27 protein-coding genes and 1 tRNA gene are annotated in these 24167 nt (G+C 68.2%); 16 read left to right on the top strand and 12 right to left on the bottom strand.

The window, feature by feature from the left end; translation table 11 throughout:
* The first annotated feature begins 16 nt into the window (after positions 1-16).
* Positions 17-2647 (top strand): glycosyltransferase family 1 protein, encoded by a 2631-nt coding sequence (locus ACZYYX_RS26295; protein WP_463817727.1) that lies wholly within the window; start codon positions 17-19, stop codon positions 2645-2647.
* A 59-nt stretch (positions 2648-2706) separates the two neighbouring features.
* Here the strand turns inward: ACZYYX_RS26295 and ACZYYX_RS26290 are convergent, their stop codons facing one another.
* The 3 genes from ACZYYX_RS26290 to ACZYYX_RS26280 form a co-directional block, all read right to left on the bottom strand.
* Entirely contained in the window at positions 2707-4152 is a 1446-nt protein-coding gene (locus ACZYYX_RS26290; protein ID WP_463817726.1) for a neutral zinc metallopeptidase, read from the bottom strand.
* Between the two features lie 109 nt (positions 4153-4261).
* Positions 4262-6265, bottom strand: a complete 2004-nt coding sequence (locus ACZYYX_RS26285) for an ATP-dependent DNA helicase (protein WP_463817725.1) — start codon at positions 6263-6265, stop codon at positions 4262-4264.
* A 4-nt stretch (positions 6266-6269) separates the two neighbouring features.
* A complete protein-coding gene (locus ACZYYX_RS26280; RefSeq protein ID WP_463817723.1) occupies positions 6270-7625 on the bottom strand; it encodes a nicotinate phosphoribosyltransferase in 1356 nt (451 codons plus the stop codon).
* A 53-nt stretch (positions 7626-7678) separates the two neighbouring features.
* Between ACZYYX_RS26280 and clpS the strand changes: the two genes are divergently transcribed.
* The 11 genes from clpS to rdgB all read left to right on the top strand — a co-directional run bounded on the left by clpS (position 7679) and on the right by rdgB (position 15120).
* Positions 7679-7981 (top strand): ATP-dependent Clp protease adapter ClpS, encoded by a 303-nt coding sequence (gene clpS / locus ACZYYX_RS26275; RefSeq protein WP_463817721.1) that lies wholly within the window; start codon positions 7679-7681, stop codon positions 7979-7981.
* A 7-nt stretch (positions 7982-7988) separates the two neighbouring features.
* The gene (aosR, locus tag ACZYYX_RS26270) at positions 7989-8573 is read left to right on the top strand and encodes an oxidative stress transcriptional regulator AosR (protein WP_463817720.1); all 585 of its coding nucleotides are present in this window, start codon (positions 7989-7991) and stop codon (positions 8571-8573) included.
* Entirely contained in the window at positions 8573-9607 is a 1035-nt protein-coding gene (locus tag ACZYYX_RS26265) for a P1 family peptidase (protein WP_463817718.1), read from the top strand. The genes aosR and ACZYYX_RS26265 overlap by 1 nt, the downstream gene beginning before the upstream one ends.
* Positions 9608-9617: 10 nt before the next feature.
* Positions 9618-10031, top strand: coding sequence for a M67 family metallopeptidase (locus tag ACZYYX_RS26260; protein WP_463817716.1), 414 nt, complete (start codon positions 9618-9620; stop codon positions 10029-10031).
* Between the two features lie 33 nt (positions 10032-10064).
* A complete protein-coding gene (locus ACZYYX_RS26255) occupies positions 10065-10346 on the top strand; it encodes a MoaD/ThiS family protein (RefSeq protein ID WP_463817715.1) in 282 nt (93 codons plus the stop codon).
* Positions 10343-11305 (top strand): PLP-dependent cysteine synthase family protein, encoded by a 963-nt coding sequence (locus ACZYYX_RS26250; RefSeq protein ID WP_463817783.1) that lies wholly within the window; start codon positions 10343-10345, stop codon positions 11303-11305. Before ACZYYX_RS26255 ends, ACZYYX_RS26250 begins: the two co-directional genes overlap by 4 nt.
* Positions 11296-11982 carry a rhomboid family intramembrane serine protease gene (locus ACZYYX_RS26245; RefSeq protein ID WP_463817714.1) on the top strand — a complete coding sequence of 229 codons (687 nt, stop codon included), beginning with the start codon at positions 11296-11298 and terminating at the stop codon, positions 11980-11982. Before ACZYYX_RS26250 ends, ACZYYX_RS26245 begins: the two co-directional genes overlap by 10 nt.
* Entirely contained in the window at positions 11979-12809 is an 831-nt protein-coding gene (murI, locus tag ACZYYX_RS26240) for a glutamate racemase (protein ID WP_463817713.1), read from the top strand. The genes ACZYYX_RS26245 and murI overlap by 4 nt, the downstream gene beginning before the upstream one ends.
* Positions 12810-12867: 58 nt before the next feature.
* Positions 12868-13632: a cyclic nucleotide-degrading phosphodiesterase gene (locus tag ACZYYX_RS26235; RefSeq protein ID WP_463817712.1), complete on the top strand. Its 765-nt coding sequence runs from the start codon at positions 12868-12870 to the stop codon at positions 13630-13632.
* Positions 13633-13732: 100 nt separating this feature from the next.
* Positions 13733-14515: a ribonuclease PH gene (gene rph / locus ACZYYX_RS26230; RefSeq protein WP_463817710.1), complete on the top strand. Its 783-nt coding sequence runs from the start codon at positions 13733-13735 to the stop codon at positions 14513-14515.
* The gene (rdgB, locus tag ACZYYX_RS26225) at positions 14512-15120 is read left to right on the top strand and encodes an RdgB/HAM1 family non-canonical purine NTP pyrophosphatase (RefSeq protein WP_463817782.1); all 609 of its coding nucleotides are present in this window, start codon (positions 14512-14514) and stop codon (positions 15118-15120) included. The genes rph and rdgB overlap by 4 nt, the downstream gene beginning before the upstream one ends.
* A gap of 1 nt (position 15121) precedes the next feature.
* On the opposite strand, the gene ACZYYX_RS26220 is transcribed toward rdgB, so the two are convergent.
* The 3 genes from ACZYYX_RS26220 to ACZYYX_RS26210 are packed head-to-tail and all read right to left on the bottom strand — an operon-like array spanning position 15122 to position 16243.
* The gene (locus ACZYYX_RS26220; RefSeq protein ID WP_463817708.1) at positions 15122-15469 is read right to left on the bottom strand and encodes a DUF3817 domain-containing protein; all 348 of its coding nucleotides are present in this window, start codon (positions 15467-15469) and stop codon (positions 15122-15124) included.
* On the bottom strand, positions 15466-15843 hold the full coding sequence (locus tag ACZYYX_RS26215; RefSeq protein ID WP_463817707.1) for a hypothetical protein: 378 nt from the start codon (positions 15841-15843) through the stop codon (positions 15466-15468). Before ACZYYX_RS26215 ends, ACZYYX_RS26220 begins: the two co-directional genes overlap by 4 nt.
* A complete protein-coding gene (locus ACZYYX_RS26210) occupies positions 15824-16243 on the bottom strand; it encodes a hypothetical protein (RefSeq protein ID WP_463817706.1) in 420 nt (139 codons plus the stop codon). Before ACZYYX_RS26210 ends, ACZYYX_RS26215 begins: the two co-directional genes overlap by 20 nt.
* 431 nt (positions 16244-16674) lie before the next feature.
* Here ACZYYX_RS26210 and ACZYYX_RS26205 point away from each other — a divergent pair.
* Together ACZYYX_RS26205 and ACZYYX_RS26200 are read left to right on the top strand one after the other, a co-directional pair.
* A tRNA-Leu gene (locus ACZYYX_RS26205) sits at positions 16675-16758 on the top strand.
* 44 nt (positions 16759-16802) lie between these two features.
* Positions 16803-17717 carry an LLM class F420-dependent oxidoreductase gene (locus ACZYYX_RS26200; RefSeq protein WP_463817781.1) on the top strand — a complete coding sequence of 305 codons (915 nt, stop codon included), beginning with the start codon at positions 16803-16805 and terminating at the stop codon, positions 17715-17717.
* A 29-nt stretch (positions 17718-17746) separates the two neighbouring features.
* On the opposite strand, the gene ACZYYX_RS26195 is transcribed toward ACZYYX_RS26200, so the two are convergent.
* Genes ACZYYX_RS26195 through ACZYYX_RS26180 form a run of 4 tightly spaced genes read right to left on the bottom strand, consistent with a single transcriptional unit; the run spans position 17747 to position 20884 of the window.
* Entirely contained in the window at positions 17747-18070 is a 324-nt protein-coding gene (locus ACZYYX_RS26195) for a putative quinol monooxygenase (protein ID WP_463817704.1), read from the bottom strand.
* Positions 18071-18085: 15 nt separating this feature from the next.
* On the bottom strand, positions 18086-19111 hold the full coding sequence (locus ACZYYX_RS26190) for an NAD(P)-dependent alcohol dehydrogenase (protein ID WP_463817779.1): 1026 nt from the start codon (positions 19109-19111) through the stop codon (positions 18086-18088).
* A gap of 10 nt (positions 19112-19121) precedes the next feature.
* Positions 19122-19850, bottom strand: coding sequence for an iron-sulfur cluster assembly protein (locus ACZYYX_RS26185; RefSeq protein WP_463817702.1), 729 nt, complete (start codon positions 19848-19850; stop codon positions 19122-19124).
* Entirely contained in the window at positions 19847-20884 is a 1038-nt protein-coding gene (locus ACZYYX_RS26180; protein WP_463817700.1) for an amidohydrolase family protein, read from the bottom strand. Before ACZYYX_RS26180 ends, ACZYYX_RS26185 begins: the two co-directional genes overlap by 4 nt.
* Before the next feature lie 159 nt (positions 20885-21043).
* Here ACZYYX_RS26180 and ACZYYX_RS26175 point away from each other — a divergent pair, with 159 nt between their 5' ends.
* Positions 21044-22516 (top strand): AAA-type ATPase lid domain-containing protein, encoded by a 1473-nt coding sequence (locus tag ACZYYX_RS26175; protein WP_463817698.1) that lies wholly within the window; start codon positions 21044-21046, stop codon positions 22514-22516.
* A 3-nt stretch (positions 22517-22519) separates the two neighbouring features.
* Here ACZYYX_RS26175 and ACZYYX_RS26170 read toward each other — a convergent pair whose 3' ends face one another.
* A complete protein-coding gene (locus ACZYYX_RS26170) occupies positions 22520-22762 on the bottom strand; it encodes a hypothetical protein (RefSeq protein WP_463817697.1) in 243 nt (80 codons plus the stop codon).
* A gap of 166 nt (positions 22763-22928) precedes the next feature.
* Between ACZYYX_RS26170 and ACZYYX_RS26165 the strand changes: the two genes are divergently transcribed.
* Positions 22929-23816, top strand: coding sequence for an alpha/beta fold hydrolase (locus ACZYYX_RS26165; RefSeq protein ID WP_463817695.1), 888 nt, complete (start codon positions 22929-22931; stop codon positions 23814-23816).
* Positions 23817-23822: 6 nt separating this feature from the next.
* Here the strand turns inward: ACZYYX_RS26165 and ACZYYX_RS26160 are convergent, their stop codons facing one another.
* The gene (locus tag ACZYYX_RS26160; RefSeq protein WP_463817693.1) at positions 23823-24095 is read right to left on the bottom strand and encodes a WhiB family transcriptional regulator; all 273 of its coding nucleotides are present in this window, start codon (positions 24093-24095) and stop codon (positions 23823-23825) included.
* Between the last annotated feature and the right edge of the window lie 72 nt (positions 24096-24167).

Below are 24167 nucleotides of genomic sequence, written 5' to 3'. Positions count from 1 at the left end.
AGTAACGTGAGCACGTGTGAAAGCTCTCCGTCGGTTCACCGTCCGCGCCCACCTCCCGCAATCGCTGGCCGCACTCGAACGGCTCTCGATCAATTTGCGGTGGTCATGGGACAAACCGACCCAGGATCTGTTCGAAACGATCGATCCGGAGCTCTGGAAACTCGTCGGCGCGGACCCGGTGGCGATGCTCGGCCACGTCAGCCCGGAACGGCTCGAGGCCCTCGCCGGCGACGAGCACTTCGTCTCGCGCCTCGGTGCTCTCGCCGCCGATCTGGACGACTACCTGAGCCGGCCCCTGTGGTACCAGCAGCTCGGGCAGGCCCGCGGTGACGGTGCTGTGCTGCCCAAAGGCATCGCGTACTTCTCGATGGAGTTCGGGGTGGCCGAGGTCCTGCCCAACTATTCCGGGGGTCTCGGCATCCTCGCGGGCGATCACCTCAAGTCGGCGTCAGACCTGGGGCTCCCGCTGATCGCGGTCGGGCTGTACTACCGGTCGGGCTACTTCCGGCAGTCGCTGTCCGCCGACGGCTGGCAGCACGAGAACTATCCGCTACTCGACCCGCAGGGCCTGCCGTTGCGTTTGCTCGCCGACGCCTCGGGAGAGACCGTCCTGATCAGTCTGGCGCTGCCCGACTCTGCACAGCTCTTCGCCCGGATCTGGATCGCTCAGGTCGGCCGTATCCCGCTGCTGCTGCTCGATTCCGACATCCCCGAAAACGATCACCAACTGCGTTCGGTGACCGACCGGCTCTATGGCGGCGACCAGGAGCACCGCATCCGGCAGGAACTGCTGGCCGGCATCGGCGGCGTGCGCGCGATTCGGGCGTTCACCGAGATCGAAGGTCTCGCCGCGCCCGAGGTCTTCCACATGAACGAGGGCCACGCCGGCTTCCTCGGGGCTGAACGCATCCGGGAGCTGATCGAGGCGGGACTCGACTTCGACACCGCGCTGACGGTCGTGCGCTCGTCGACGGTGTTCACCACCCACACCCCGGTGCCGGCAGGTATCGACCGGTTCCCGGTCGACATGGTGTCGCGGTACTTCGGCGCGGACGCGGGGGCCTCCAGCTCGCGGTTACTGCCCGGAGTGCCGGTGGAACGCATCCTCGCGTTCGGCTCCGAGGACGACCCGACGAAGTTCAACATGGCCCACATGGGCTTGCGGCTGGCCCAGCGCGCCAACGGGGTGTCGCTGCTGCACGGCCGCGTCAGTCGCGAGATGTTCAACAACCTGTGGCCCGGCTTCGACCCGGCCGAGGTACCGATCGGCTCGATCACCAACGGCGTCCACGCCCCGACGTGGGCAGCTCCGCAGTGGCTGGAGCTGGGGCGGGAGCTGCTCGGCAGCCAGGATCTGAGCTCGCTGCAGGAGCCCGAGACGTGGGAGCGTCTGCACGAGGTGGACCCGGGTCATCTGTGGTGGATTCGTTCGCAGCTGCGCGAGGCACTGGTGTACGACGTCCGGGACAGGGTGCGCCGCTCCTGGTTGGAGCGTGGCGCCGCTGATGCCGAACTGGGTTGGATCGCAACAGCATTCGATCCGAATGTGTTGACCATCGGGTTCGCCCGCCGAGTGCCCACCTACAAGCGCCTGACCCTGATGCTGCGCGACCCCGAGCGGCTGCGGCGGCTCCTGCTCGATCCCGAGCGCCCCCTGCAGCTGATCGTGGCCGGCAAGTCACACCCCGCGGACGAAGGCGGTAAGGCGTTGATCCAGCAGGTCGTGCGGTTCGCCGACCAGGCCGACGTCCGGCACCGTATCGCCTTCCTACCCGACTACGACATGTCGATGGCACGCACGCTCTACCACGGCTGCGACGTCTGGCTGAACAACCCGCTGCGCCCCCTGGAGGCCTGCGGTACGTCGGGGATGAAGAGTGCGCTCAACGGCGGACTGAACCTGTCGATCCGCGACGGCTGGTGGGACGAGTGGTACGACGGCGAAAACGGTTGGGAGATACCGACAGCCGACGGGCTGACCGACGAGAACCGGCGTGACGACCTGGAAGCAGCCGCGCTCTACGACCTGCTCGAGCGCGCGGTGGCGCCGAAGTTCTACGACCGCGACGAGCGGGGTGTCCCGACCCGCTGGGTCGAGATGGTCAGGCACACACTGCAGGTCCTCGGACCGAAGGTGCTGGCCTCGCGGATGGTGCAGGACTACACCCAGCGCTACTACCTTCCTGCGGCATGGGCGCTGCGGCAGTCCATCGAGCCCGGAGACGTGGCAGCGGGCGACTACGGCATGCCCTTCGGCGCTGCGCGCGAGCTCGCCGACTACAGGCAGAAAGTGGAGAAGGCGTGGCCGAGCGTCCGCATCGTCGAGGTCGACAGTTACGGCCTGCCCGACACGCCGCTGCTCGGCTCGGAGCTGACGCTGACGGCGCGGCTCTGCCTGGAGGGGCTCGCACCCGACGAGGTGACGGTGCAGGCGGTTCTCGGACGCGTGGATGCCGGTGACGCACTGGTGGATCCGGTGACGGTCCCGATGACCCACTCGGGAGTCTCCGACGGCGGCGAGGACATCTTCACTGCCAGCACGCCGCTACCGGTCACCGGTCCGGTCGGATACACCGTGCGCGTGCTGCCCCACCATCGCCTGCTGGCCGGTGACAACGAGTTGGGTCTGGTGACGCTGGCGGGGTGACCTTTGGGGGGTATCGCTGGGTGGGGTAATCATTGGGGGGGCATCGCTGGGTGGGGCAATTATTGGAAGCGCGCGAAGCAGCGGTTCGCGTCGCCGAGCACGCCGACGCGGAACGCGTCGATGCGGGAGAACCCCGACGGCACGGACTCGCCGTTGATGTCGCTGGCGGCCAGGCCGTTGGTGAGCAGGCCCGACACCGCCTCGTCGACGTCGCCGGCCGTCAGTGCGATCGTCGCACCGTCGGGGGTGGTGACTTGCTTGGACATCTTGACCGTCGCGACACCGGTGAGACACGCAGTGCGCAGCGCGGCTTCGGCGTTGTCCAGTGCCACCCCGCCGCGCTCGTGCTGGATCGCCTGCATGTACCGCGAGACCAGCACCGAGTAGGCGACGTTGTCGCCGGAGGCCAGCCCGCCTTCGGCGCCCTGGGCGCCTAATTGGGTCAACGCCGGCAGGTCCACGACGATGGTGTTGGTGGCCGGGCAGTACGACGCGGGTGGGCTGGGGCGCGCGTCGGCGCACGTGCTCGCGGCCGCCGCGTCGAAACTGAGCGCGGGAGGCGCGGTGGGGGAGAACAGGATTCCCATCGCGTCGATGATGGAACGCACCGAGCTCTCGTCGATCGCCAACTCGCCGGACTCGTCCTCGGGTAAGAGGACCGGGAGGTCGCCGCGCCGCTGACCGATCTCGCGCATGTCGATTCCGGCGCACGCCTTCGGCCCGTCGGTGAAGCCGAACTGGAAGGCCGAGATGCGTTCGAAGGCCGAGCCGTGCTCGTCGACACCTGCCCCCGGATCGCCTTCTTGCAGAAGGGGATCGCGGAACGAGATGACGCCTGCCAGGACGTTGTTCAGCCCGTCGCCGGTGCTCAGAGAGAAGCGGGGAGAGTTGTCTTCGGCCACCCAGCGCATGTAGGAACCGGCCAGGCAGTCGGCCTGCTGCTCGGCGACCAGGGTCGGAGTGTCACTGGTGGTGAGCTTGGCGGCGCGGCTGACCGCGTGGCCGTACTCGTGAGCCAGCACCATCGCCACACCGATGTCGCCGTGAGCGCGGCGCAGATCCGGCAGCAGCTGACCCCTGTCCCAGCCGATGGTCCTGTCGGGGTAGCAGTAGGCGGCATTGATCAGGCCGAACGTGTCATCGCCACAGAACGTCCCGTCGAAACTCCCGGCGTCCCAGGAGATCAACTCCTTGACGGGAGTGAAGCCGTCGTCGAAGGTCTCCGGATACGCGCTCTCCCAGAACTGTTCGACGTCGCTGACAGCGCTGGCCGCCAGGTTGTCGATGTCTCCGCCGTCGGTGCCTTCGACCTCACGGCTGGGTCCTTCGGCATTGGGCCGCAGGCCGGTGGGTCCGTCGGTGGCGGGCATCCCGGCGACGGAGAACGGATCGTTGAACACCGATACGGCGTTGCCCTGCACGGTCGTAGCGCAGGCGGCACACAGCACCGCTCCGACGCCGATCAGAACGCCCAGCAGTGTCCGTGGTCGTGTCGACGGGCCCATGACGCCGCCTTTCGGGTCGTTCCGCGGCCCGCAGCGGAACGCCGGCCACCTGCGCGATCGACAATAGTGACCGCGCTCGTCTGCTGCCGGGCAGTCGACGAACCTCGGCTCAGCCGCCGCCGTGCAGCCGCCGCAGTGCGGCCCGCACGGCGTCGCCGTCGGTGGTGGCCCAGAACGGCGGCAGCGACGACCTCAGGTAGCCGCTGTAGCGCGCGGTCGCCATCCGGGAGTCCAGGACGGCCACCACGCCGCGGTCGTCGACGCGGCGCAGCAGCCTGCCTGCACCCTGGGCGAGCAGCAGCGCAGCATGGCTGGCGGCCACCGCCATGAAACCGTTGCCGCCGCGCGCGGCGACGGCGCGCTGGCGCGCGGTCAGCAGCGGATCGTCGGGGCGGGGGAAGGGAATCCGGTCGATCAGCACCAGGGACAGCGACGGACCGGGCACATCGACGCCCTGCCACAGCGAGAGGGTGCCGAACAGCGACGTCTGCTCGTCGGCGGCGAAGCGTGCGATCAGCGCGGCGGTGCTGTCCTCGCCCTGACACAGCACCGGGGTGGCGAGGCGGTCGCGCATGATCTCGGCGGTGGACCGCGCGGCGCGCATCGAGGAGAACAGACCCAGCGTGCGCCCGTCGGCTGCCTCGATCAGGCCGGCGATCTCGTCGAGCTGCTCCGCTGAGCCGACGCCGTCGCGCCCGGGTGGCGGCAGGTGCGCGGCGACGTAGAGGATCGCCGAGCGGGCGTGGTCGAACGGCGAGCCGACGTCGAGCCCGCGCCAGCTGGCGTCGGCCTCCGGTGCGCCGGTGAGTCCCCACGCCGCGGCCATCGCGTCGAAATCCCCGCCCACGGTCAGCGTCGCCGACGTCAGCACCGCGGTGGTGGGACCGAACAGTCGCGCGCGAAGCAGCCCGGCCACTGACAGTGGGGCGACGCGCAGCAAGGTGCGGTTGCCCGAGCGGGTGTCCTCGATGTGTTCGACCCAGACGACGTCCGTGCGGTCGGGGATGGCCGGCACGAAGGAGGCGAGGATTCGCGCGGCCGTGTCGGCGACGTCGCCCAGCGCCGTCGCGGCCTCGGCGCGCGCGGTGGTCGTCTTCGGATCGTTCGGGGCGGTCTCGACCGCGGTGCGGGCGCGGCTCGCGCTGTCGCGCAGCACGCTCAGATAACTCCCGAGCTCCTCGTCGAGCACGTCGATGCGACCCGGCCGAGCGTCGAAGAGGGCCGACGACAACGTCGCCGAGGCCGCCTCGAAGCGTTCGACGAGTTCGGCGTCGAGCACGCGCGCGGCACGGCGTTGCGCCACGCCCAGCGCTGTAGCCGACAATTCGGCCGTCGCCACGCCCGTCACCCGGTCCACCAGTTCGTGGGCTTCGTCGACCACCAGCAGGTCGTGTTCGGGCAGCACGTTGGCATCCCCGATCGCGTCGATGGCCAGCAGCGCGTGATTGGTCACCACCACGTCGGCGTCGGCGGCGCGATCGCGCGCCCGCTCGGCGAAGCAGTCGGAGCCGAAGGGGCACCGCGAGACCCCGATGCACTCCCGCGATGACACGCTGACCTGCGCCCACGCGCGGTCCGGCACACCGGGCACCACGTCGTCGCGGTCACCGGTCTTCGTGCTGGCCGACCATTCGGTGAGCCGGGCGACATCGCGGCCCAGCGCAGTGGACGCGACCGGGTTGAACAGTTGGTCCTGCGGTTGGTCATCGGCGGGTTCGGTTGCCCCGTTTCCGGATCCGTTGTGAATCTTGTTCAGGCACAGGTAGTTTCCTCGCCCCTTCAGCAGGGCGAACTCCGGCCGTCGGGGGAGGTGGGGCGTCAGCGAGTCGGCGAGGCGCGGCAGGTCGCGGTCCACGAGCTGACGTTGCAGCGCGATGGTGGCGGTGGACACGACGACGGGCCGCTCGTCGGAGAGCGCGTGGGCGATGGCGGGTACGAGATAGGCCAGTGACTTGCCGGTTCCCGTGCCGGCCTGCACGGCCAGATGCTCACCACTGGTGAAGGACTGCGCAACCGCTTCGGCCATCGCGACCTGTCCGTCGCGATGCGCGCCGCCCAGCGCGGTGACCGCAGCGGCGAGGAGTTCGGCGACCTCGCCGGGCTTGGTACCCACCGCCCTACCGACCGCGGGGGGCGATCATCCGGGTCGGGACTGCGGGTTCGCCCTTGGACAGCTTCAACCCGTCCCAAGGCAGGCTCAGCAGACCCTGCTGCACGCGCTCACGCGCTGCCGCGAGGGAGAGATCGGCGACCGCTTGCCCGTCGCGCACCAGCGCCGTCGTCACCGTCCGAGCCACGAGGTCGGGCGGCACGTCCAACGAGTCCTCGGCCTCATCGTGAAAGGGGTGAACCACCTCCTCGACGATCGTGCCGGACTCCTTGGCGAGCCGCGTCGCCTGCTTGCGGCCGCCGTGGGACTCCTTGTGGCTGCTGCGTTTGGCGACCGGGAGGCCGTCGACCTCGACCAGCTTGTAGACCATGCTCGCCGTCGGCGCACCCGATCCGGTCACCACCGACGTGCCCACCCCGTAGATGTCGACAGGTTCGGCCCGCAGGGCGGCGATCGCGAATTCGTCGAGGTCGCCGGAAACCACGATCTTGGTGCCGGTGGCGCCGAGCCCGTCGAGTTGGGCGCGCACCTGGCGGGCCAGCACACCGAGGTCGCCCGAGTCGATCCGCACGGCGCCCAGCTCGGGGCCGGCGGCGTCGATCGCGTTCGCGACCCCGGCGGTGATGTCGTAGGTGTCGACCAGCAGTGTGGTGCCCACGCCCAGTGCGTCGACCTGCGCACGGAACGCCGCCTTCTCCCCGTCGGAGGCGGACTGCCCGGCCTCCGAGTGCAGCAGCGTGAACGCGTGCGCGCTGGTGCCGAGCGCCGGCACGCCGTAGGTGCGCTCGGCCTCCAGGTTCGACGATCCGGTGAACCCGGCCATGTACGCGGCGCGCGACGCGGCGACCGCCGCGGCCTCGTGTGTGCGGCGCGACCCCATCTCGATCATCGGGCGGCCCTGCGCAGCGCTGGCCATCCGCGCAGCCGCCGATGCGATCGCGGTGTCGTGATTGAAGATCGACAACACCAGCGTCTCGAGCAGCACACACTCGGCGAACGTGCCGTGCACGGAGAGCACCGGCGAGCCCGGGAAGTACAGCTCACCCTCGGGGTAGCCGTCGATGTCTCCGCTGAAGCGGTAGGCGGCGAGGTAGGCGAGGGTGTCGGCATCGCAGAAACGCTCGAGTGCGGCGAGTTCGGACTCACCGAACCTGAACTGCGACAACGCTTCCAGGAAGCGTCCCGTCCCGCCGGTGACGCCGTAACGCCGGCCGTCGGGCAACCGCCGCGCGAACACCTCGAACGAGGTGCGGCGGTGGGCGGTGCCGTCCTCGAGCGCGGCCGCGAGCATGGTCAGCTCGTACTTGTCGGTCAGCAGGGCCGGTGAGGGGTGCGCAGACGGGTTCTCCGGCGACGAGGTCACCGCCCAACCGTATCGGTTCGGAGCCGGGGGAGGACCCCGGTATTCTGGCCCGCATGGTGACGCCGGCGAAGGCACGACCGGATACCTCCGTAGAACGCGAGGTGAGCTCCGATGCCGCCGCGGACACCCCGTGGGTCACGATCGTCTGGGACGACCCGGTGAACCTGATGACGTATGTGACCTACGTCTTGCAGAAGCTGTTCGGCTACAGCGAGTCGCACGCCACCAAGCTGATGCTGCAGGTGCACAACGAGGGTAAAGCCGTGGTCTCCGCCGGCACCCGGGAATCCATGGAGGTCGACGTGTCCAAGCTTCACGCCGCCGGGTTGTGGGCGACACTGCAACAGGACCGCTGACCCGGCTGTGCGTAAATGGAAGAGGGTCGACGGCGGTGACGGCCCACGGTTCCGGTCGGCACTGGCCGCTCACGAGGCCGACCTGCTCTCCAGTCTGGTGACGTCGCTACTCGACATGCTCGACGAGCGTGCTGCATCGGCGCCGGTCGACGAGCTCGCCGAGATCACGGGCATTCGCACCGGTAATTCGACTGCGCCGCAAGACGATACGATGAAGCGGCTGCTTCCCGACTTCTACAAGCCGGCGACCGACCACCCCGCCGGATCCGGTCCGGCCGAGAGTCTCAACAGCGCGTTGCGCAGTCTGCACGAGCCCGAAATCCTCGACGCCAAGCGCACCGCGGCGGGTCGCCTGCTGGCGACGATTCCCACCGGCGGCGGGAAGTTCGAGCTGTCCGAGGACGACGCGCAGGCATGGGTCTCGGCGGTCAACGACGTCCGACTGGCGCTGGGCACCATGCTCGAGATCGGCCCTGATGGACCCGACCGGCTGCCCGGTGACCATCCGATGGCCGGACACCTCGACGTCTACCAGTGGCTCACGGTTCTGCAGGACTACCTGGTCGTCAGCCTGATGGGGACGGGGCGCTGATGCCGGGCGCGATCACCGACGTCGGCGGCATCCGCGTCGGGCACCACCATGCAATCGACTCCGATGCCGCGCTGGGTTCGGGCTGGGCGACAGGAACCACCGTCGTGCTGACCCCGCCGGGCACGGTCGGCGCAGTCGACGGCCGTGGTGGAGCGCCGGGCACCCGCGAGACCGATCTGCTGGACCCCAGCAATTCGGTGCGGCACGTCGACGCGGTCGTCCTGACCGGTGGCAGCGCCTTCGGGCTCGCCGCCGCCGACGGCGTGATGACGTGGCTGGAAGAGCAGCAGCGCGGCGTCGCGATGACGGGCGGGGTGGTGCCGATCGTGCCCGCCGCGGTGATCTTCGACCTGCCCGTAGGCGGTTGGCAATGCCGGCCGACCGCGGACTTCGGCTTTTCCGCGGCCGCCGCGGCTGCCGCTGACACCGCCATCGGTACCGTCGGCGCGGGTGTCGGGGCGCGGGCAGGGGTGCTCAAGGGCGGCGTCGGGACCGCGTCGGTGACGCTCGACATCGGCGTCACCGTCGGCGCGCTGGTCGTCGTCAACTCGGCGGGCGACGTCGTCGATCCGGCCACCGGGCTGCCCTGGCAGGCCGACCTCATCGAGGAGTTCGGCCTGGTGGCGCCGCCGGCCGACCAGATCGCCGCCTACGCGGACCGGCACGGCGAGCTCGGCCCGCTCAACACCACGATCGCGGTCGTGGCCACGGACGCGGCGCTGAGCAAGGCGGCCTGCCGCCGCGTCGCCGTCGCCGCGCAGGACGGGCTGGCGCGCACGATCCGGCCGTGCCACACGCCGCTGGACGGTGACACGGTGTTCGCGCTGGCCACCGGTGCCGTCGAGGTCGAGCCCGGCCCCGCCTCGTCGACACAGCTCCCGGCGTCGATGTCTCCGGAGGTGCCGCTGATGACGGCGGTCGGCGCGGCCGCGGCCGACGTGCTGGCCAGCGCGGTGCTGGCCGGGGTCCTGGCCGCCGAGGGCGTCGCCGGAATACCGACCTACCGTGGGCTGTTGCCCGGAGCGTTCGAGTGAAGGAGAGCGGGTGCTGACGATTCGTGCTGACCTGGTGGCGGCGATGGTCGATCATGCACGCGCCGACCACCCCGACGAGGCGTGCGGGGTGATCGCCGGCCCGGAGGGGTCCGACCGACCTGAGCGGTTCATCGCGATGGTCAACGCCGAGAGGTCGCCGACCTTCTACCGGTTCGACTCCGGCGAGCAGCTGAAGGTGTGGCGGGCCATGGACGACGCCGACGAGGCGCCCATCGTGATCTACCACTCGCACACCGCCACCGAGGCGTACCCGAGCCGCACCGACATCTCCTACGCCTCCGAACCGGACGCCCACTACGTGCTGGTGTCGACGCGCGATCCCGACGAGCACGAGCTGCGGAGCTACCGCATCGTGGACGGCGTGGTAACCGAAGAACCCGTCACCGTCGTCGAGCAGTACTGACGCCAGACAACCCGAGAACCGAGGAGCCCTGCCATGTCCGTCACCGTGTCCATCCCGACGATCCTGCGCACCCACACCGGCGGCGAGAAGCGGGTGTCCGCCTCCGGGACGACCCTGCAGGCGGTGATCGACGATCTGGAAGCCAACTACTCGGGGATCACCGAACGGCTGGTCGACCCCGCCAATCCAGGCAAGCTGCACCGGTTCGTCAACATCTACGTCAACGACGAGGACGTGCGGTTCTCCGGCGGCTTGAACACCGAGATCTCCGACGGTGATTCGGTGACGATCCTGCCGGCCGTGGCAGGAGGCTGATGAGGTACGACTCTCTGCTGCAGGCGCTCGGCAGCACCCCGCTGGTGGGACTGCCGCGGCTCTCGCCGGCGTGGGATGGCGATCCGCACGTGCGCCTGTGGGCCAAACTCGAGGACCGCAATCCGACGGGGTCCATCAAGGACCGGCCGGCACTGCGCATGATCGAGGAGGCGGAGCGCGAGGGTCGGCTCCAACCGGGTGCGACGATCCTGGAACCGACGAGCGGCAACACCGGCATCTCGCTGGCGATGGCGGCTCTGCTCAAGGGCTACAACATGATCTGCGTGATGCCGGAGAACACCTCGATCGAGCGCCGCCAACTGCTCGAGCTCTACGGCGCGCGGATCATCTACTCACCGGCCGAGGGTGGCTCCAACACCGCGGTCGCGCACGCCAAAGAGCTTGCTGCACAGAACCCTTCGTGGGTGATGCTCTACCAGTACGGCAACCCCGCCAACGCCATGGCGCACTACGAGGGCACCGGCCCGGAACTGCTGGCGGACCTCCCCGAGATCACGCACTTCGTGGCGGGGCTCGGCACCACCGGCACCCTGATGGGCACGGGTCGGTTCCTGCGCGAGAACGTGCCGGGAGTGCAGATCGTCGCCGCCGAACCCCGGTACGGCGAAGGGGTGTACGCGCTGCGCAACATCGACGAGGGCTTCATCCCCGAGCTCTACGACCCCGACGTGCTGACCACCCGGTTCGCGGTCGGGTCCTTCGACGCGGTGCGCCGTACCCGTGAGCTCATCCAGGTGGAGGGCATCTTCGCGGGTATCTCCACCGGCGCGATCCTGCACGCAGCACTCGGCATGGCGGCCAAGGCCGTCAAGGCGGGGGAGCGTGCCGACATCGCCTTCACCGTGTGTGATGCCGGGTGGAAGTATCTGTCCACCGGTGCCTACGCCGGTAGCCTGGACGACGCAGAAGACGCGCTGGAAGGGCAACTATGGGCATGACGGGCACCGGCGGAAGCCCCGGCCCGACCGCGGGGCGGCAACGTCCCGGCTGGCTCGTCGGTGGGCTCACCATCGTGTCGTTCGTCGTCATGCTTTGGGTCATCGAAGCATTCGATGCCGTGAGCGGACATCGCTTGGACAGCAATGGAATTCGACCGCTGGAAACCGACGGTCTGGCGGGAATCCTGTTCGCCCCTCTGCTGCACTCGAACTGGGAACACCTGATGGCCAACACCGTTCCGGCGTTGGTCCTCGGGTTCCTGATGACGTTGGCGGGGCTGTCGCGGTTTCTGTTCGCCACCGCGATCATCTGGCTCGTCGGCGGCCTGGGCACCTGGCTGATCGGCAACATCGGTGCCCAGTGCCCTTACGTCGGTGTGCGCTGCGAGACCAATCACATCGGCGCGTCCGGCCTGATCTTCGGCTGGCTCACCTTCCTGATCGTGTTCGGCTTCTTCACCCGCAAGGTGTGGCAGATCGCCGTCGGCGTCGTTGTTCTGTTCTTCTACGGCAGCGTGCTGCTCGGCGTCCTGCCTGGCACGTTCGGCGTCTCCTGGCAGGGCCATCTGTGCGGTGCGCTGGCCGGGGTGCTCGCGGCGTACCTCCTGTCCGGCCCGGAGCGGCGCACTCGCGCCGTCGGCAAGGGCGCCCCCGCTCCGCCCTACCTGTCCCGATGAGCGCGGATCTGCCGATCGGGATCTTCGATTCCGGGGTCGGCGGCCTGACCGTGGCCCGCGCGATCATCGACCAGCTGCCCGACGAGGAGATCGTCTACGTCGGCGACACGGCCAACGGACCCTATGGCCCTCTCACGGTTCCGCAGATCCGTGAGCACGCACTCGCCATCGGTGACGACCTCGCCGAGCGAGGCATCAAGGCGTTGGTGATCGCGTGCAACACCGCGTCGTCGGCCTGCCTACGGGACGCGCGCGAGCGGTACGCGCCGATTCCCGTTGTCGAGGTCATCCTGCCCGCCGTCCGGCGAGCCGTCAGCACCACGCGCACCGGCCGGGTGGGTGTCATCGGCACGGCCGCGACCATCGCGTCGGGCGCCTACCAGGACGCGTTCGCCGCCGCACGCGACCTCGAGGTGTTCTCGGTGGCCTGCCCGCGCTTCGTCGACTTCGTCGAGCGTGGTGTCACCAGCGGGCGGCAGGTCCTCGGCCTGGCCGAGGGCTACCTCGAACCACTGCAACGGGCACAGGTCGACACCCTGGTCCTGGGCTGCACGCACTACCCGATGCTGTCAGGCCTCATCCAGCTGGCAATGGGCCAGGACGTGACGTTGGTGTCGAGTGCCGAGGAAACAGCAAAGGATCTGTTACGGGTGCTCACCGAGCGCGACCTGCTGCGGCCGCACCCGGGTGATGGTGCGCCGGCGCCGCGACGGGTGTTCGAGGCGACCGGCGATCCGGAGGCGTTCACGCGGTTGGCGGCGCGTTTCCTGGGGCCCTCCCTCGACGGTGTGCGCCATGTCCAGGGTCACGCCGGAACACGGACATGATCTCGGTCGCGGAAAGCGGCGATGTTTTCCGCATAGCGCTGGTGGGCATGGCAAGCTAGTGGGCGTGCGAGTCACCGTACTGGGGTGTTCCGGCAGTGTGGTCGGACCTGATTCGCCCGCGTCCGGTTATCTGGTGACCGCGCCCGATACTCCGCCGCTGGTCCTCGACTTCGGTGGCGGCGTTCTCGGTGCTCTTCAGCGCCACGCGGATCCGAATTCGGTGCACGTCCTGTTGTCGCATCTGCACGCCGATCACTGCCTGGATCTGCCCGGCTTGTTCGTCTGGCGTCGCTATCACCCGAGCCCGGCCACCGAACGCGGTGTCGTCTACGGTCCGGCCAACACGTGGGCGCGTCTCGGTTCTGCGTCGTCGCCAGAAGGTGGCGAGATCGACGACTTCACCGACATCTTCGACATCCGGCACTGGGTGGACAACCAGGCCGTCCAGATCGGAGCGCTGACGATCGTGCCGCGCCTGGTCTGCCACCCGACGGAGTCCTACGGCATGCGCATCACCGACCCGTCGGGCGCCACGCTCGTCTACAGCGGGGACACCGGCTACTGCGACGCGCTCATCGATCTGGCCCGCGGCGCCGACGTGTTCCTGTGCGAGGCGTCGTGGACACACGACCCGAGCCGTCCGCCGCGGTTGCATCTCTCGGGCACCGAGGCCGGTCGCGCGGCCGCCCGCGCGGGGGTCCGCGAGCTGCTGCTGACCCACATCCCGCCGTGGACGTCGCGCGAAGACGTCATCAGCGAGGCGAAGGCGGAGTTCGACGGTCCGGTGCACGCCGTCGTGGCCAACGAGGCATTCGACATCTGACCCCTTATCGCCCAAACCGACATTTGGGCGGGTTTGTGCGAGAGGCGCCCGCCATTACGTCGATCTCGGCGCGGTCTTGGCGACCGGCTAGGGTTGGCCCGTGTCCAGACGAGAAGACGGCCGGCTCGACGACGAGCTTCGCCCCGTCACCCTGACCCGCGGCTTCACCACCCACCCGGCGGGATCGGTGCTGGTCGAGTTCGGGCAGACGCGGGTCATGTGCACCGCGAGCGTGACCGAGGGCGTTCCGCGGTGGCGCAAGGGCTCCGGCCAGGGCTGGCTGACCGCGGAGTACGCGATGCTGCCCGCAGCCACCCACGATCGTTCCGACCGCGAGTCGGTGAAGGGCCGCGTGGGCGGTCGCACCCAGGAGATCAGCCGCCTGGTCGGGCGTTCGCTGCGTGCCTGCATCGACCTGGCTGCGCTGGGGGAGAACACGATCGCCATCGACTGCGATGTCCTGCAGGCTGACGGCGGCACCCGCACCGCTGCCATCACCGGCGCCTACGTCGCGCTGTCAGACGCCGTGACCTACCTGGCCGCCGCCGGCAAACTCAAGGACCCGCGACCGCTGTCCTGTGCGATCGCAGCGGTCAGCGTCGGCGTCGTCGACGGCCGTATCCGCGTCGACCTGCCCTACACCGAGGATTCACGCGCCGAAGTCGACATGAACGTGGTCGCGACGGACACCGGCACGCTGGTCGAGATCCAGGGCACCGGCGAGGGCGCGACGTTCCCCCGCTCGACTCTCGACAAGATGCTCGACGCCGCGATGGCCGCCTGCGATCAGCTGTTCGTGATCCAGCAGGAGGCGCTGGAGTTGCCGTACCCCGGGACGCTGCCCCAATCGGGCGAGCCTTCGAAGAAGGCGTTCGGAAGCTGACCCGGCTCCTGGTTGCCACTCGCAACCTCAAGAAGCTGACCGAACTCCAGCGGGTGCTCGATGCCGCCGGGGTAGGCGGTGTGACGCTGGTGTCGCTGGCCGACGTGGCCGCGTTCGACGAAGCGCCCGAGACAGGCGCGACATTCGAGGAGAACGCTCTTGCCAAGGCGCGCGACGCCTACACCGCGACGGGCCTGCCGGCGGTGGCCGACGATTCCGGCATCGAAGTCGACGCGCTCAACGGCATGCCGGGGGTGCTGAGCGCGCGGTGGTCAGGCCGGCACGGCGACGACGCCGCCAACACTGCGCTGCTGCTCGGTCAGCTGGCCGACGTCCCCGACGAGCGTCGCGGGGCGGCGTTCGTGTCCGCGTGTGCGCTGGTCCACGGGCCTGGCGACGCTGACGCCGTGGTGGTGCGCGGCGAGTGGCGCGGCACCGTGGTCCGCGAGCCGCGCGGCGCCGGGGGGTTCGGGTACGACCCGGTGTTCCTGCCAGTTGATTCGGATCGGACGGCCGCCGAGCTCACCCCGCAGGAAAAAGACGCGGTCTCGCACCGCGGCCGTGCGCTGACTGCGCTGCTGCCGTCGCTGCGCGCGCTGGTCTGACTCAGCTCAGGCCGAACTGGTCCTTGATGTTCTGCGTCTGGAAATGCTCGACGATGATGCCCACCAGCGGGATCGTGCCTGCCAGCAGGATGCCGACGGTCTTGGCGATCGGCCAGCGGACCTTCACCGCGAGGTTGGCCGTGAAGAGCAGGTAGACGAAGTACACCCAGCCGTGGACGACGGCGATCCAGCCCAGCGAGTCGTCGCCGAAGCCGTACTTCATCACCATCTCGTAGCACAGCGCGATCAGCCAGACGCCCGTCGCCCACGCCATGACCCGGTAGCCGGTCAGGGCTTTGCGGACGGTGTCGACGGAAGCAATCGGCGAGGGCGAGTCGGGTGCGGTCACGTACCGGTTCCTGTCTTGTCGTCGCCATCGATTCTGGCGAGTTGAGCTAGATAGGCGTTGTACTCACGCAGCGTCACATCGGCTTCGGTGGTCGCTGCCTTCGGGCGCTCGGGGAGCAGACCCGCCGGGATCTCGGTGGGCGCGTCCGTGTTCTGCAGGGTGGGCGGCGCGTCCTCGTAGCGGACGAACTTGAAGTAGGCGTAGACGCAGAAGCCCGCGAAGGCCGGCCACTGCAGCGCGTATCCCAGGTTCTGGAAGTCGCCGGAGGTCGATTCGAAGCGTGTCCACTGCCACCACGCCAACGCGAGGCAGCCCGAGGCAGCGGCGATCACCAACAGGATGAGCGCCGGCCTCCTACGCCGCGTAGTGGACACTGCTCAACGGTACCGCGCTGTCCTTGGGCCCGACGAACTCATCGAGGCGCTCGGTGGCCGCCTTGCGATAGATGGACACCGTGTACTTGTCGGATCGCCGCCATGGGATCTCGAGCACATCGAGCGCAGCGGTGAACAAGCCGATGATGTCCTCGGACCGATTGCTGAAGTGGTACCTCACGCTGAAGACACCGCGATCGTTCGCGACGACACGGCACCCGTCACTGTGCAGGAGCCCGAGGACGAACTCCTCTGCCTCGTTGTCCACGATTGCCTGCTGCCACGGTTCCAGCGCGATGCGCCGGTGGTGCTTACGACCCAGCCCGTGCTGCGGCAGCAGGCATGGCCAGTGCTGCGAATACCTGCTTACGTCGACGCAGTTGCTCTTCCTCTTCACCACGGACGCGGTTTGACCCGGCATCACTTCATCAATTGCCTGACGGCAGCGGTCGATGATGGCGGGATATTTGGTGTCGCAGGCAATGCGCAGACGCCACGATCGAGGGCCTCGCGAGATCCAACCGTCGCCCAGGTAGATCCCGAGAAGGTACGCGTATGCCCCCTCGGGCAGAGCGTCGAAATCGTGCAGCGTTCCGCATGGCGACCGTGGATTTGCGTGAATCAAGCTCGCTGGTGGTTGGCGCCGCCAATCTCGAACGGTCCCGCGGGGAACCCCGGTGAGGCGGGCAATTGCACAATCATTGAGCCCTGCCGCGACGAGACGTCTGACCTGCTCGAACTCTTCGACCGATCTGGTCATGAACCGCCACCTCCTGAGGCAAAACTAGGTGCAGCGTCTGACAAGTCAAGATTGGTACGATCGCACCCGATGCGGGCGTGGCGAAACTGGTTTACGCGCGGGCTTTAGGTGCCCGTGTTCGAAAGAACATGTGGGTTCGAATCCCACCGCCCGCACTCCATTCGGAATATCTGCAACCGTCGGATGGGTTGGCGGGGGTATGCCTCATGGAGTTGTGCTGACCCCGGACCGGACTGCACCGAACCTTATCGACGACGCGATAGCGCAGGCGCAGGCCGCCTACGATGCCGGCGTCCGAGAGGTCTGGCTCGCGCAGCGCGTCGACTATGACGCTATTGCACTTGCGGGACTGATCGGGGCGGCGGTGCCCGGGCTCGGAGTGGGCACGTCGGTGGTGCCCATCAACCCGCGGCACCCGCTGATCGTTGCGGCTGCCGCACAAACTGCCCAGGCCGCGTCGCATGGCAATTTCAGTCTCGGGCTTGGGCTCGGCGCCCCGTCGGTCGAGTCTCAGGCATTTGGCATCACCGTCGACAAGCCGGTGCGGCGGTTGCGCGAATACCTGACGGTGCTGCGGTCGATCTTCGACGACGGCGCCGTGGATTTCCACGGCAGTGAGGTCACCGCCAGTCCGGAGTGGCCCGTTGACGTACCGGGGGGAGCGCCACTGCCCATCTACGTGGCCGCGATGGGGCCGCAGGCGCTACGCGTCACAGGCGAACTGGCCGACGGCACCCTGCCCTACCTGGCGGGGCCGCGTACCATCGGCGAATTCATCGCCCCGTCGATCGCGAAGGCAGCCAGCGACGCCGGTCGTCCGCAACCGCGGGTCATCGCCATGGTCCCCGTAGTGATCGACGACGACACCGACGCGGCCCACGCGTATGCGGCGCAGGAACTGGCCTTCTATGCGACCATCCCGTCGTATCAAGCGGTGATCGCCCGTGAAGGAGTCGACGGCGTGGCGGATCTGGCCGCCGTCGGCACCGCCGAAACGGTATCGCGCCGGCTGCAGGCTTACCTCGACGCTGGCGCCACCGATGTCGTGCCCACAACGTTGCGTGGCAATCGTGCAGAACTAGAACAGCTTTGGCAGGTCGCAGCCGGACTGTAGCGTCCCCCTTGTCAGAGAATGGCAGGACGCTAACCGACTTTCATCTCGCCCATCTCCGACCAGCCGGTCGCATCGATCTCACGGCTGATGATCAGCGGCGTCGATGCCAGCCACCCCGGCGCCTCGGCGACGAACTTCTCGAAGTGCTCGCCGCTGACGTGCGCCTTGCCGGCGTCGCCGTCGCGGAACCCCTCGACCAGGACGTACTCGGACGGGTCGTCGAGGCTGCGCGACCACTCGAACCACATGTTGCCCGGTTCGTCTCGGGTGGCCTGAGTGAATCCGGCGACCAGCTGCGGGAACTCCTCGACGTGCTCGGGCTTGGGGCGGAACTTCACGACAATGAAAATCACGCGGATCGCGCCTTTCTATGGGATGAGGATGGCTCGGCCGCGGACGTTGCCGTTGTCGAGATCGGTGATGGCGGACTGGAAGTCGTCGAGCGCGTACTTCTGCGTGTGCAGGTTCACCGCGCCTCGGGCGGCCAGCGCCATCAGGTCGCACAGGTCGTTGTACGAGCCGACCAGGTTGCCGATGAAGTTGATCTCCGTCGAGATGATGTCGATCGTGGGAACGTCGATGTTCTCGCCGTATCCGACGACGTGGTAGTCGCCCGCGCGGCGCAGCATGGCCACCCCCTCGGCCGTCGCTCCGCCTTCGCCGACGAAGTCGACCACCACTTCGGCACCGTTCCCGCCGGTGAGGCTCAGAACCTGGTCGACCTGCGAGCCGTCGGCCACCACCCCGTGGTCGGCTCCGATCGCCTCGGCGAGCTTGAGCGCCTCGGGGTTTCGGTCCACGACGATCAGCTCGGCCGGTGACAGCGCCTTGAGGACCTGAATCCCGATGTGGCCCAAGCCTCCTGCGCCTATCACCACGACCCGGTCTCGCGGCCCGAGCCGCTTGGCTGCCTTCGCGGCCGCGTGATACGCCGTCAAGCCCGCATCGGCCAGCGCGGCGACGTCCGAGGGCTCCAGCGAGTCGTCGATACGCACGACGCTGCGCGCCGAGGTCTTCAGGTATTCGGCATATCCGCCGTTGGTGTCGATGCCCGGGAATTGGTTTGCCTCGCAATGGACGTCGTCACCGGACCGGCACGCCCGGCACAGCCCGCAGGTGATCAGCGGATGCACGATGACCTTGTCGCCCTCGGCGACATTCGTGACTGCCGATCCGACGGCCGCGACCCAGCCCGCGTTCTCGTGACCGATCGTGTACGGCAGCTGCACCTGCGACTTCTCCGCCCACTGGCCCTCGAGGATGTGAAGGTCGGTGCGGCACACTCCGGCTCCTCCGATCTTGACGACGACGTCGAACGGGCCCGACGGTGTCGGCACGGGCAGCTCGGTCATCTCCAGGTTCTGGTGGTAACCGACCACCTGGACGGCTCGCATGGTGGACATGTCAGTGGGCTCCTTGCAGATCGGGCATCAGGGTGGACAGGGGGAAGAAGGTGTCGGGCTCGTCGCCGTAGCGGGTGCGCAGCAGTCCGCGGCAGAAATGGGCGTTGCCGTCGATCGAGATGCGGGTCGAACGGGCCCGTCGCAGTGCCATCGGTACGTCCTCGAAAGGACGTCCGTACTCGTCGACGAGCACCAATTCCTCCGGTGCGGTGGACAATCCGAGTGCCGACCGCCGGTTCGACAGCGCCTCGGTCTCGGTGCAGGCCGGCAGGTCGCCGATGCGCACCGATCCCATCGACTCCTCCGACCGGGACGCGTCGGACCGCAGCAGCGCGGTCAGGCAGCGCTCCATCGCCGCGGTGTGGGCCTTTCGCTTGAACGTCATCCGCAGATCGTCGAGCGAATCCTCGGCCTCATGGCCGAACGTGCCGCGATACCCCGCATCGCTGGCCAGGCCGGCGTTGATGATGTCCGAATCGTGGTGGTCGTCGAGTTCGACGACCACCTGCCGCGTCCACTCCAGTTCGGTGAGAACGTCTTTGGCGTCCGATGCCATCAGGTAGGCGAAGTTCGGCGAGCAGAACGACGTCGGCAGCCGCAGGTTGACCTTGACGTTGCCCGACGGGGACACCACTAGCGAGCGGACAAACCCCAGGTCGGTGATCGGTTCGTCGAGTTCGGGATCGACGACGGCGGACAGCGCGGCCATCGCCTCGGTGTCGCGGCTCATGCGTTGGCCATCTCGTCGGCGCCACGCGGGCCGACCGACGGCTCGTCGGCGTCGGGCAGCGCCAGCTCGGCCGGGACCGGGATCTCGTAGAGCTTCGCGGCGTTGAGGCCGAGGATCTTCTTCTTCTGCTCGACGGAGATCTGCGGGTACTCGCCGAGGTCGCCGGGGATGTTGAAGTCAACGAACGCTTCCACGAGCCACTTGGGTGTCCACAGCGCGTAGTCGGAAGAGAAGGAGATCCGGTCTTCGCCCACCCAGTAGAGGAGCTCACCCATGATCTGCGCGAAGTACTTCGGGCGGGTGTGGATGAACGGCATCGCCACGGCGAGCCCGGCGTACACGTTGGGTTCCTGGGTGGCGATCCAGCAGAAGTCCTCGAGCCGGGGCAGGCCGCAGTGCTCGACCACGAAGTTCAGGTCGGTGAAGTCGGAGGCGACGTGGTCGATGTCGGCGACGTCGAAGGCGTCACGGTCCAGCGGGCGGATCGTCGGTCCCTTGTGGACGTGGATGTTGCGGATGCCGAGTTCGCGGCAGACCTCGAAATACCGGTAGGCCCACGGGTCGTCGAGCTTCCAGCCGCGGGACTCACCGTGCCATTCGGCGGTGTAGAGCTTGACGCCCTTCAGGTTGTACTTCTCGGCGTCCAGGCGCAGCTGCTCGAGTCCCATCTCGCCGTTGCGCGGGTCGAAATGATGGTTGTAGGTCAGCTTGTCCGGATGCGCCTTGGCCAGGTCGGACGCTTCGGCGGTCTGCCCGAAGCCCTTGTAGTAGAACTCGCCGAGGTGTGCGGGCTGGAAGATCGCGTGGTCGACGTAGCCGAGCTCGAACAGGTCGCGCATCAACCGGTCGCCGCCCTGGTACAGGTAGTCCTCGTAGCTCCACAGCTCGGACTCGGGAGAGAGGTTTCGGTGGTAGTCGTAGAAGCAGTCGATGAACTGTTTCCCGTGGATGTTGCGCTGGTTCTCCGGCCGGGCGTCCCACAACGCGATGTGGGCGTCGACGATGAAGTAGCTGTTGCCGTCCTTGGTGTACATGGATCTCCTTCAAGCGGACCGATGTGAGGGTTGTCACATCGCTGTCAGCGAGGCTAGGCCGCGACCTCGGGCTCGGGCAGATCCACGGCGTCTCAATCTGAGACGTCGTCCCACCTGCGTCTACAGCGGGAGGCGGGCAAATTTTGTAACGTGGATCACATGCCGGACGGACTGCCAGCGCGGGTAGGCGCCCTCACCCCGTCGCGGGGTCAGGTGCCGGACCGTCTCCTTGCCTCCTGGCAGCGAAGCGAGGACTACGGCATCTCGCTCGACGGGGTCGAGCCGGTCTTCACCGGTACCGAGGACCTCGGCTCGCTGTTCTTCGAATGCGGCAATGCGGTGCTGAGCGACTTGCACCGCACCCTCGCCAACGAGCCCATCAGCCTGATGCTCACCGACTCCGAGGGCGTCGTCCTGTCGCGGCTGTCCGGCGACCGCAGTCTGCAGCAGGCTCTCGACGACGTGCACCTCGCACCTGGTTTCGCCTACTCGGAGCGCGATGTCGGGACCAACGGACTCGGGCTCGCGCTGGCGGATCGAGCACCCACGCTGGTGCGCGCCGATCAGCACTATGCGTTGAGCCTCAACCGGTTCACGTGCGCGGCGGTTCCGGTGCTCGATCCTGCGTCGGGCCGCCTCGAGGGCAGCGTCAATCTCACCACCTGGTCGGATTCGTCGGCCGATCTTCTGCTCGCGCTGGCCCGGTCCGCGGCCAGCAACACCGCGGCGATGATGCTGGCCCGGGACTCGGGCCGGCGGGTCCGGCCGACGCCGCGCGGTGACGTGTTCCGCGTCGAAGTGCCTGGCCTGGAACCGAGTTCAGGGACGTCGACCTCGCTGGGGCCGGCATGGGCCGCCGCGGTGACCCATGCCGCGGATGCGATGTCCGCCGGCAACATCGTCGTCGCGATCGGTGAGCCAGGGGCTGGCCGCGCCACCGCGCTGGGCCAGGCGGCGCGCCGCGCGCATCCGCGGGATCGCATCCTCTCCGCGGGGGCGCCGGAGCCCGACGACGTGCCGACGTGGCTCGGCCTGTGGACCCCGGAGCTGGGCAAGGCCCACACCGCGGTGATCGTCCGAGACGTGGACTTTTTGCCTGCCTGGGCGGCCGAGCGGCTCCGCGACCTGGTCGCTCAGGCGAGCGGACAGTCCGGGGTGCCATTCGCGGTGACGGCCGAGCGCTTCACCGACATCCCCGCCGCGCTCGCTCGACTGGTCGACACGGTGGTCGAGGTACCGCCGCTGCGCGAACGCGCGGACGACGTGGTGGCGTTGGCGACCCACATCGCCCGTCGGGCCCGCGGCCGTGACGTCGCGTTCACCGCGCCCGCCGCGCGTGCCTTGCAGAGCTACGGATGGCCGGGCAACGCCGACCAGCTGGCTGCCGTGGTGCGCAATGCGGTGAGTCGAACCGACGTTGTCGACGTCGGTCACCTGCCGTCGGAGGTCCTGGCCGGCAACACCCGACGGCTCTCGAGGATCGAAACGTTCGAACGAGGGGAGATCGTCAGGGTGCTGAGCAACGGCGCGTCGACGATGGCCGATGCGGCACGGGATCTGGGGATGAGCCGGGCGACTCTGTATCGCAAGATCGCGCAATACGGCATCGACGCCGCGCGATTACACGGGTGAGGGTCAGGCGGAGACCTCGACGGGCGCAGGTTCGCGCGCCTGCGAGGTGAAGCAGAACATGCTCGCCACGAAGCTCAACAGCGCGACCGCCCCGGACAGCAGGGCCAACAGCGTCTCCGACAGACCCCAGCTGGCGAGCGCGAATGCGAGCGCGATGATCGCCGAGATCAGCAAGAACAGCCCGGTCGTGGCCACCGCCTCGTTGAACGGATCGTCGGCGCTGACGTTGTGAGGCCTCGTGGCCATGACTTCCTCCTCCGGCTGCCGGCTTCCCAGCGTGTCGCGACGGAAGTTACCCGCTCGTCAATGCCGGAAAACCTGCCTCCGCGTGATCGCGGTCACCCCAGTGCCGCAGAGTGTGTTCTGCGACGATGGGTCGCATGAAGCCGGCCGGCAGGGGAACTTTCTAGTCATGAGCGACGTCAAGTTTCTCGATCTCCACGGCGATCGACTGGCCTACCGCGACGAGGGCAGCGGGGATGACGTGCTGCTTCTCATCCACGGGATGGCAGGAAGCTCCGACACGTGGCGGTCGGTCATCCCGCGGCTGGCCAAGCGCTACCGCGTGATCGCCCCTGACCTCCTCGGCCACGGCCAGTCCGCGAAGCCCCGCAGCGACTACTCGCTGGGCGCCTTCGCGGTCGGTCTGCGTGATTTCCTCGACGAGCTCGGCATTGCCCAGGCAACGGTGGTCGGCCAGTCGCTGGGCGGCGGTGTCGCGATGCAGTTCGCCTACCAGCACCGCGAGTACTGCCGCCGGTTGATCCTGATCAGCAGCGGCGGCTTGGGGCAGGACGTCGGGTGGACGCTGCGCTTGCTGTCCGCGCCCGGGGCGGAGTTCCTGTTGCCTGTCATCGCGCCGCCGCCCGTGGTGCGGGTGGGCAATGCGATTCGGGGCTGGTTCTCGGCGCACAGCATCCAGTCGCCGCGGGGCGCGGAGATGTGGAGCGCGTATTCGTCGCTGTCGGACTCCCAGACCAGGCAGGCTTTTCTACGCACTCTGCGGTCGGTGGTCGACTATCGAGGACAGGCGGTCAGTGCGTTGAACCGGTTGTATCTGACTTCGGAGCTGCCGACACTGGTGATCTGGGGCGACGACGACCACATCATCCCCGTCGAGCACGGCCGCGCCCTCGCCGAGGTTCGTCCGTCCTGCCGCCTCGCGGTGCTCCCCGGAGTGGGGCACTTTCCGCACGTCGAGAAGCCCGATGCCGTCATCGACCTGATCGACGATTTCGTCGGCGCGACCGCAGAGCGGAACGAACCGAGCTCGCCGGAACCGACCGAACGGTCCCGCTGACTGAAGTCAGCGTTTCCGAACGGGATGGCCGTTGCGTTCGGCCAGCGAACGCAACTGCTTGAGCGCGAACTGCCGATTGCGGCCACCTTCGGGCAGCACGATGCCTGCCCATAATCCGACGGCCCCAGGCGTCACGCAGGCCTCACGGGCGCACTGCCATCTGCGCGGGCAGGACCGGCACAACTCCTTGGCACCTTCGTCGGTGGCCGTGGTCCAACGGTCGGGATCGCGCGTGCACGGCGCGGTCCACGGAACTTCCTCGATCGATATCGGATTCATGGCCACACCCCTTTTCTCGCCCTCACGTATTCCCCGTCGACGACGACGATACGCATGTATGGCAATGACGAT

Source organism: Mycobacterium sp. IDUB_1 (genome assembly GCF_055419625.1).
Note: the sequence above shows the minus strand (reverse complement) of the source record. Positions and strands in the feature narration are given on the sequence as shown.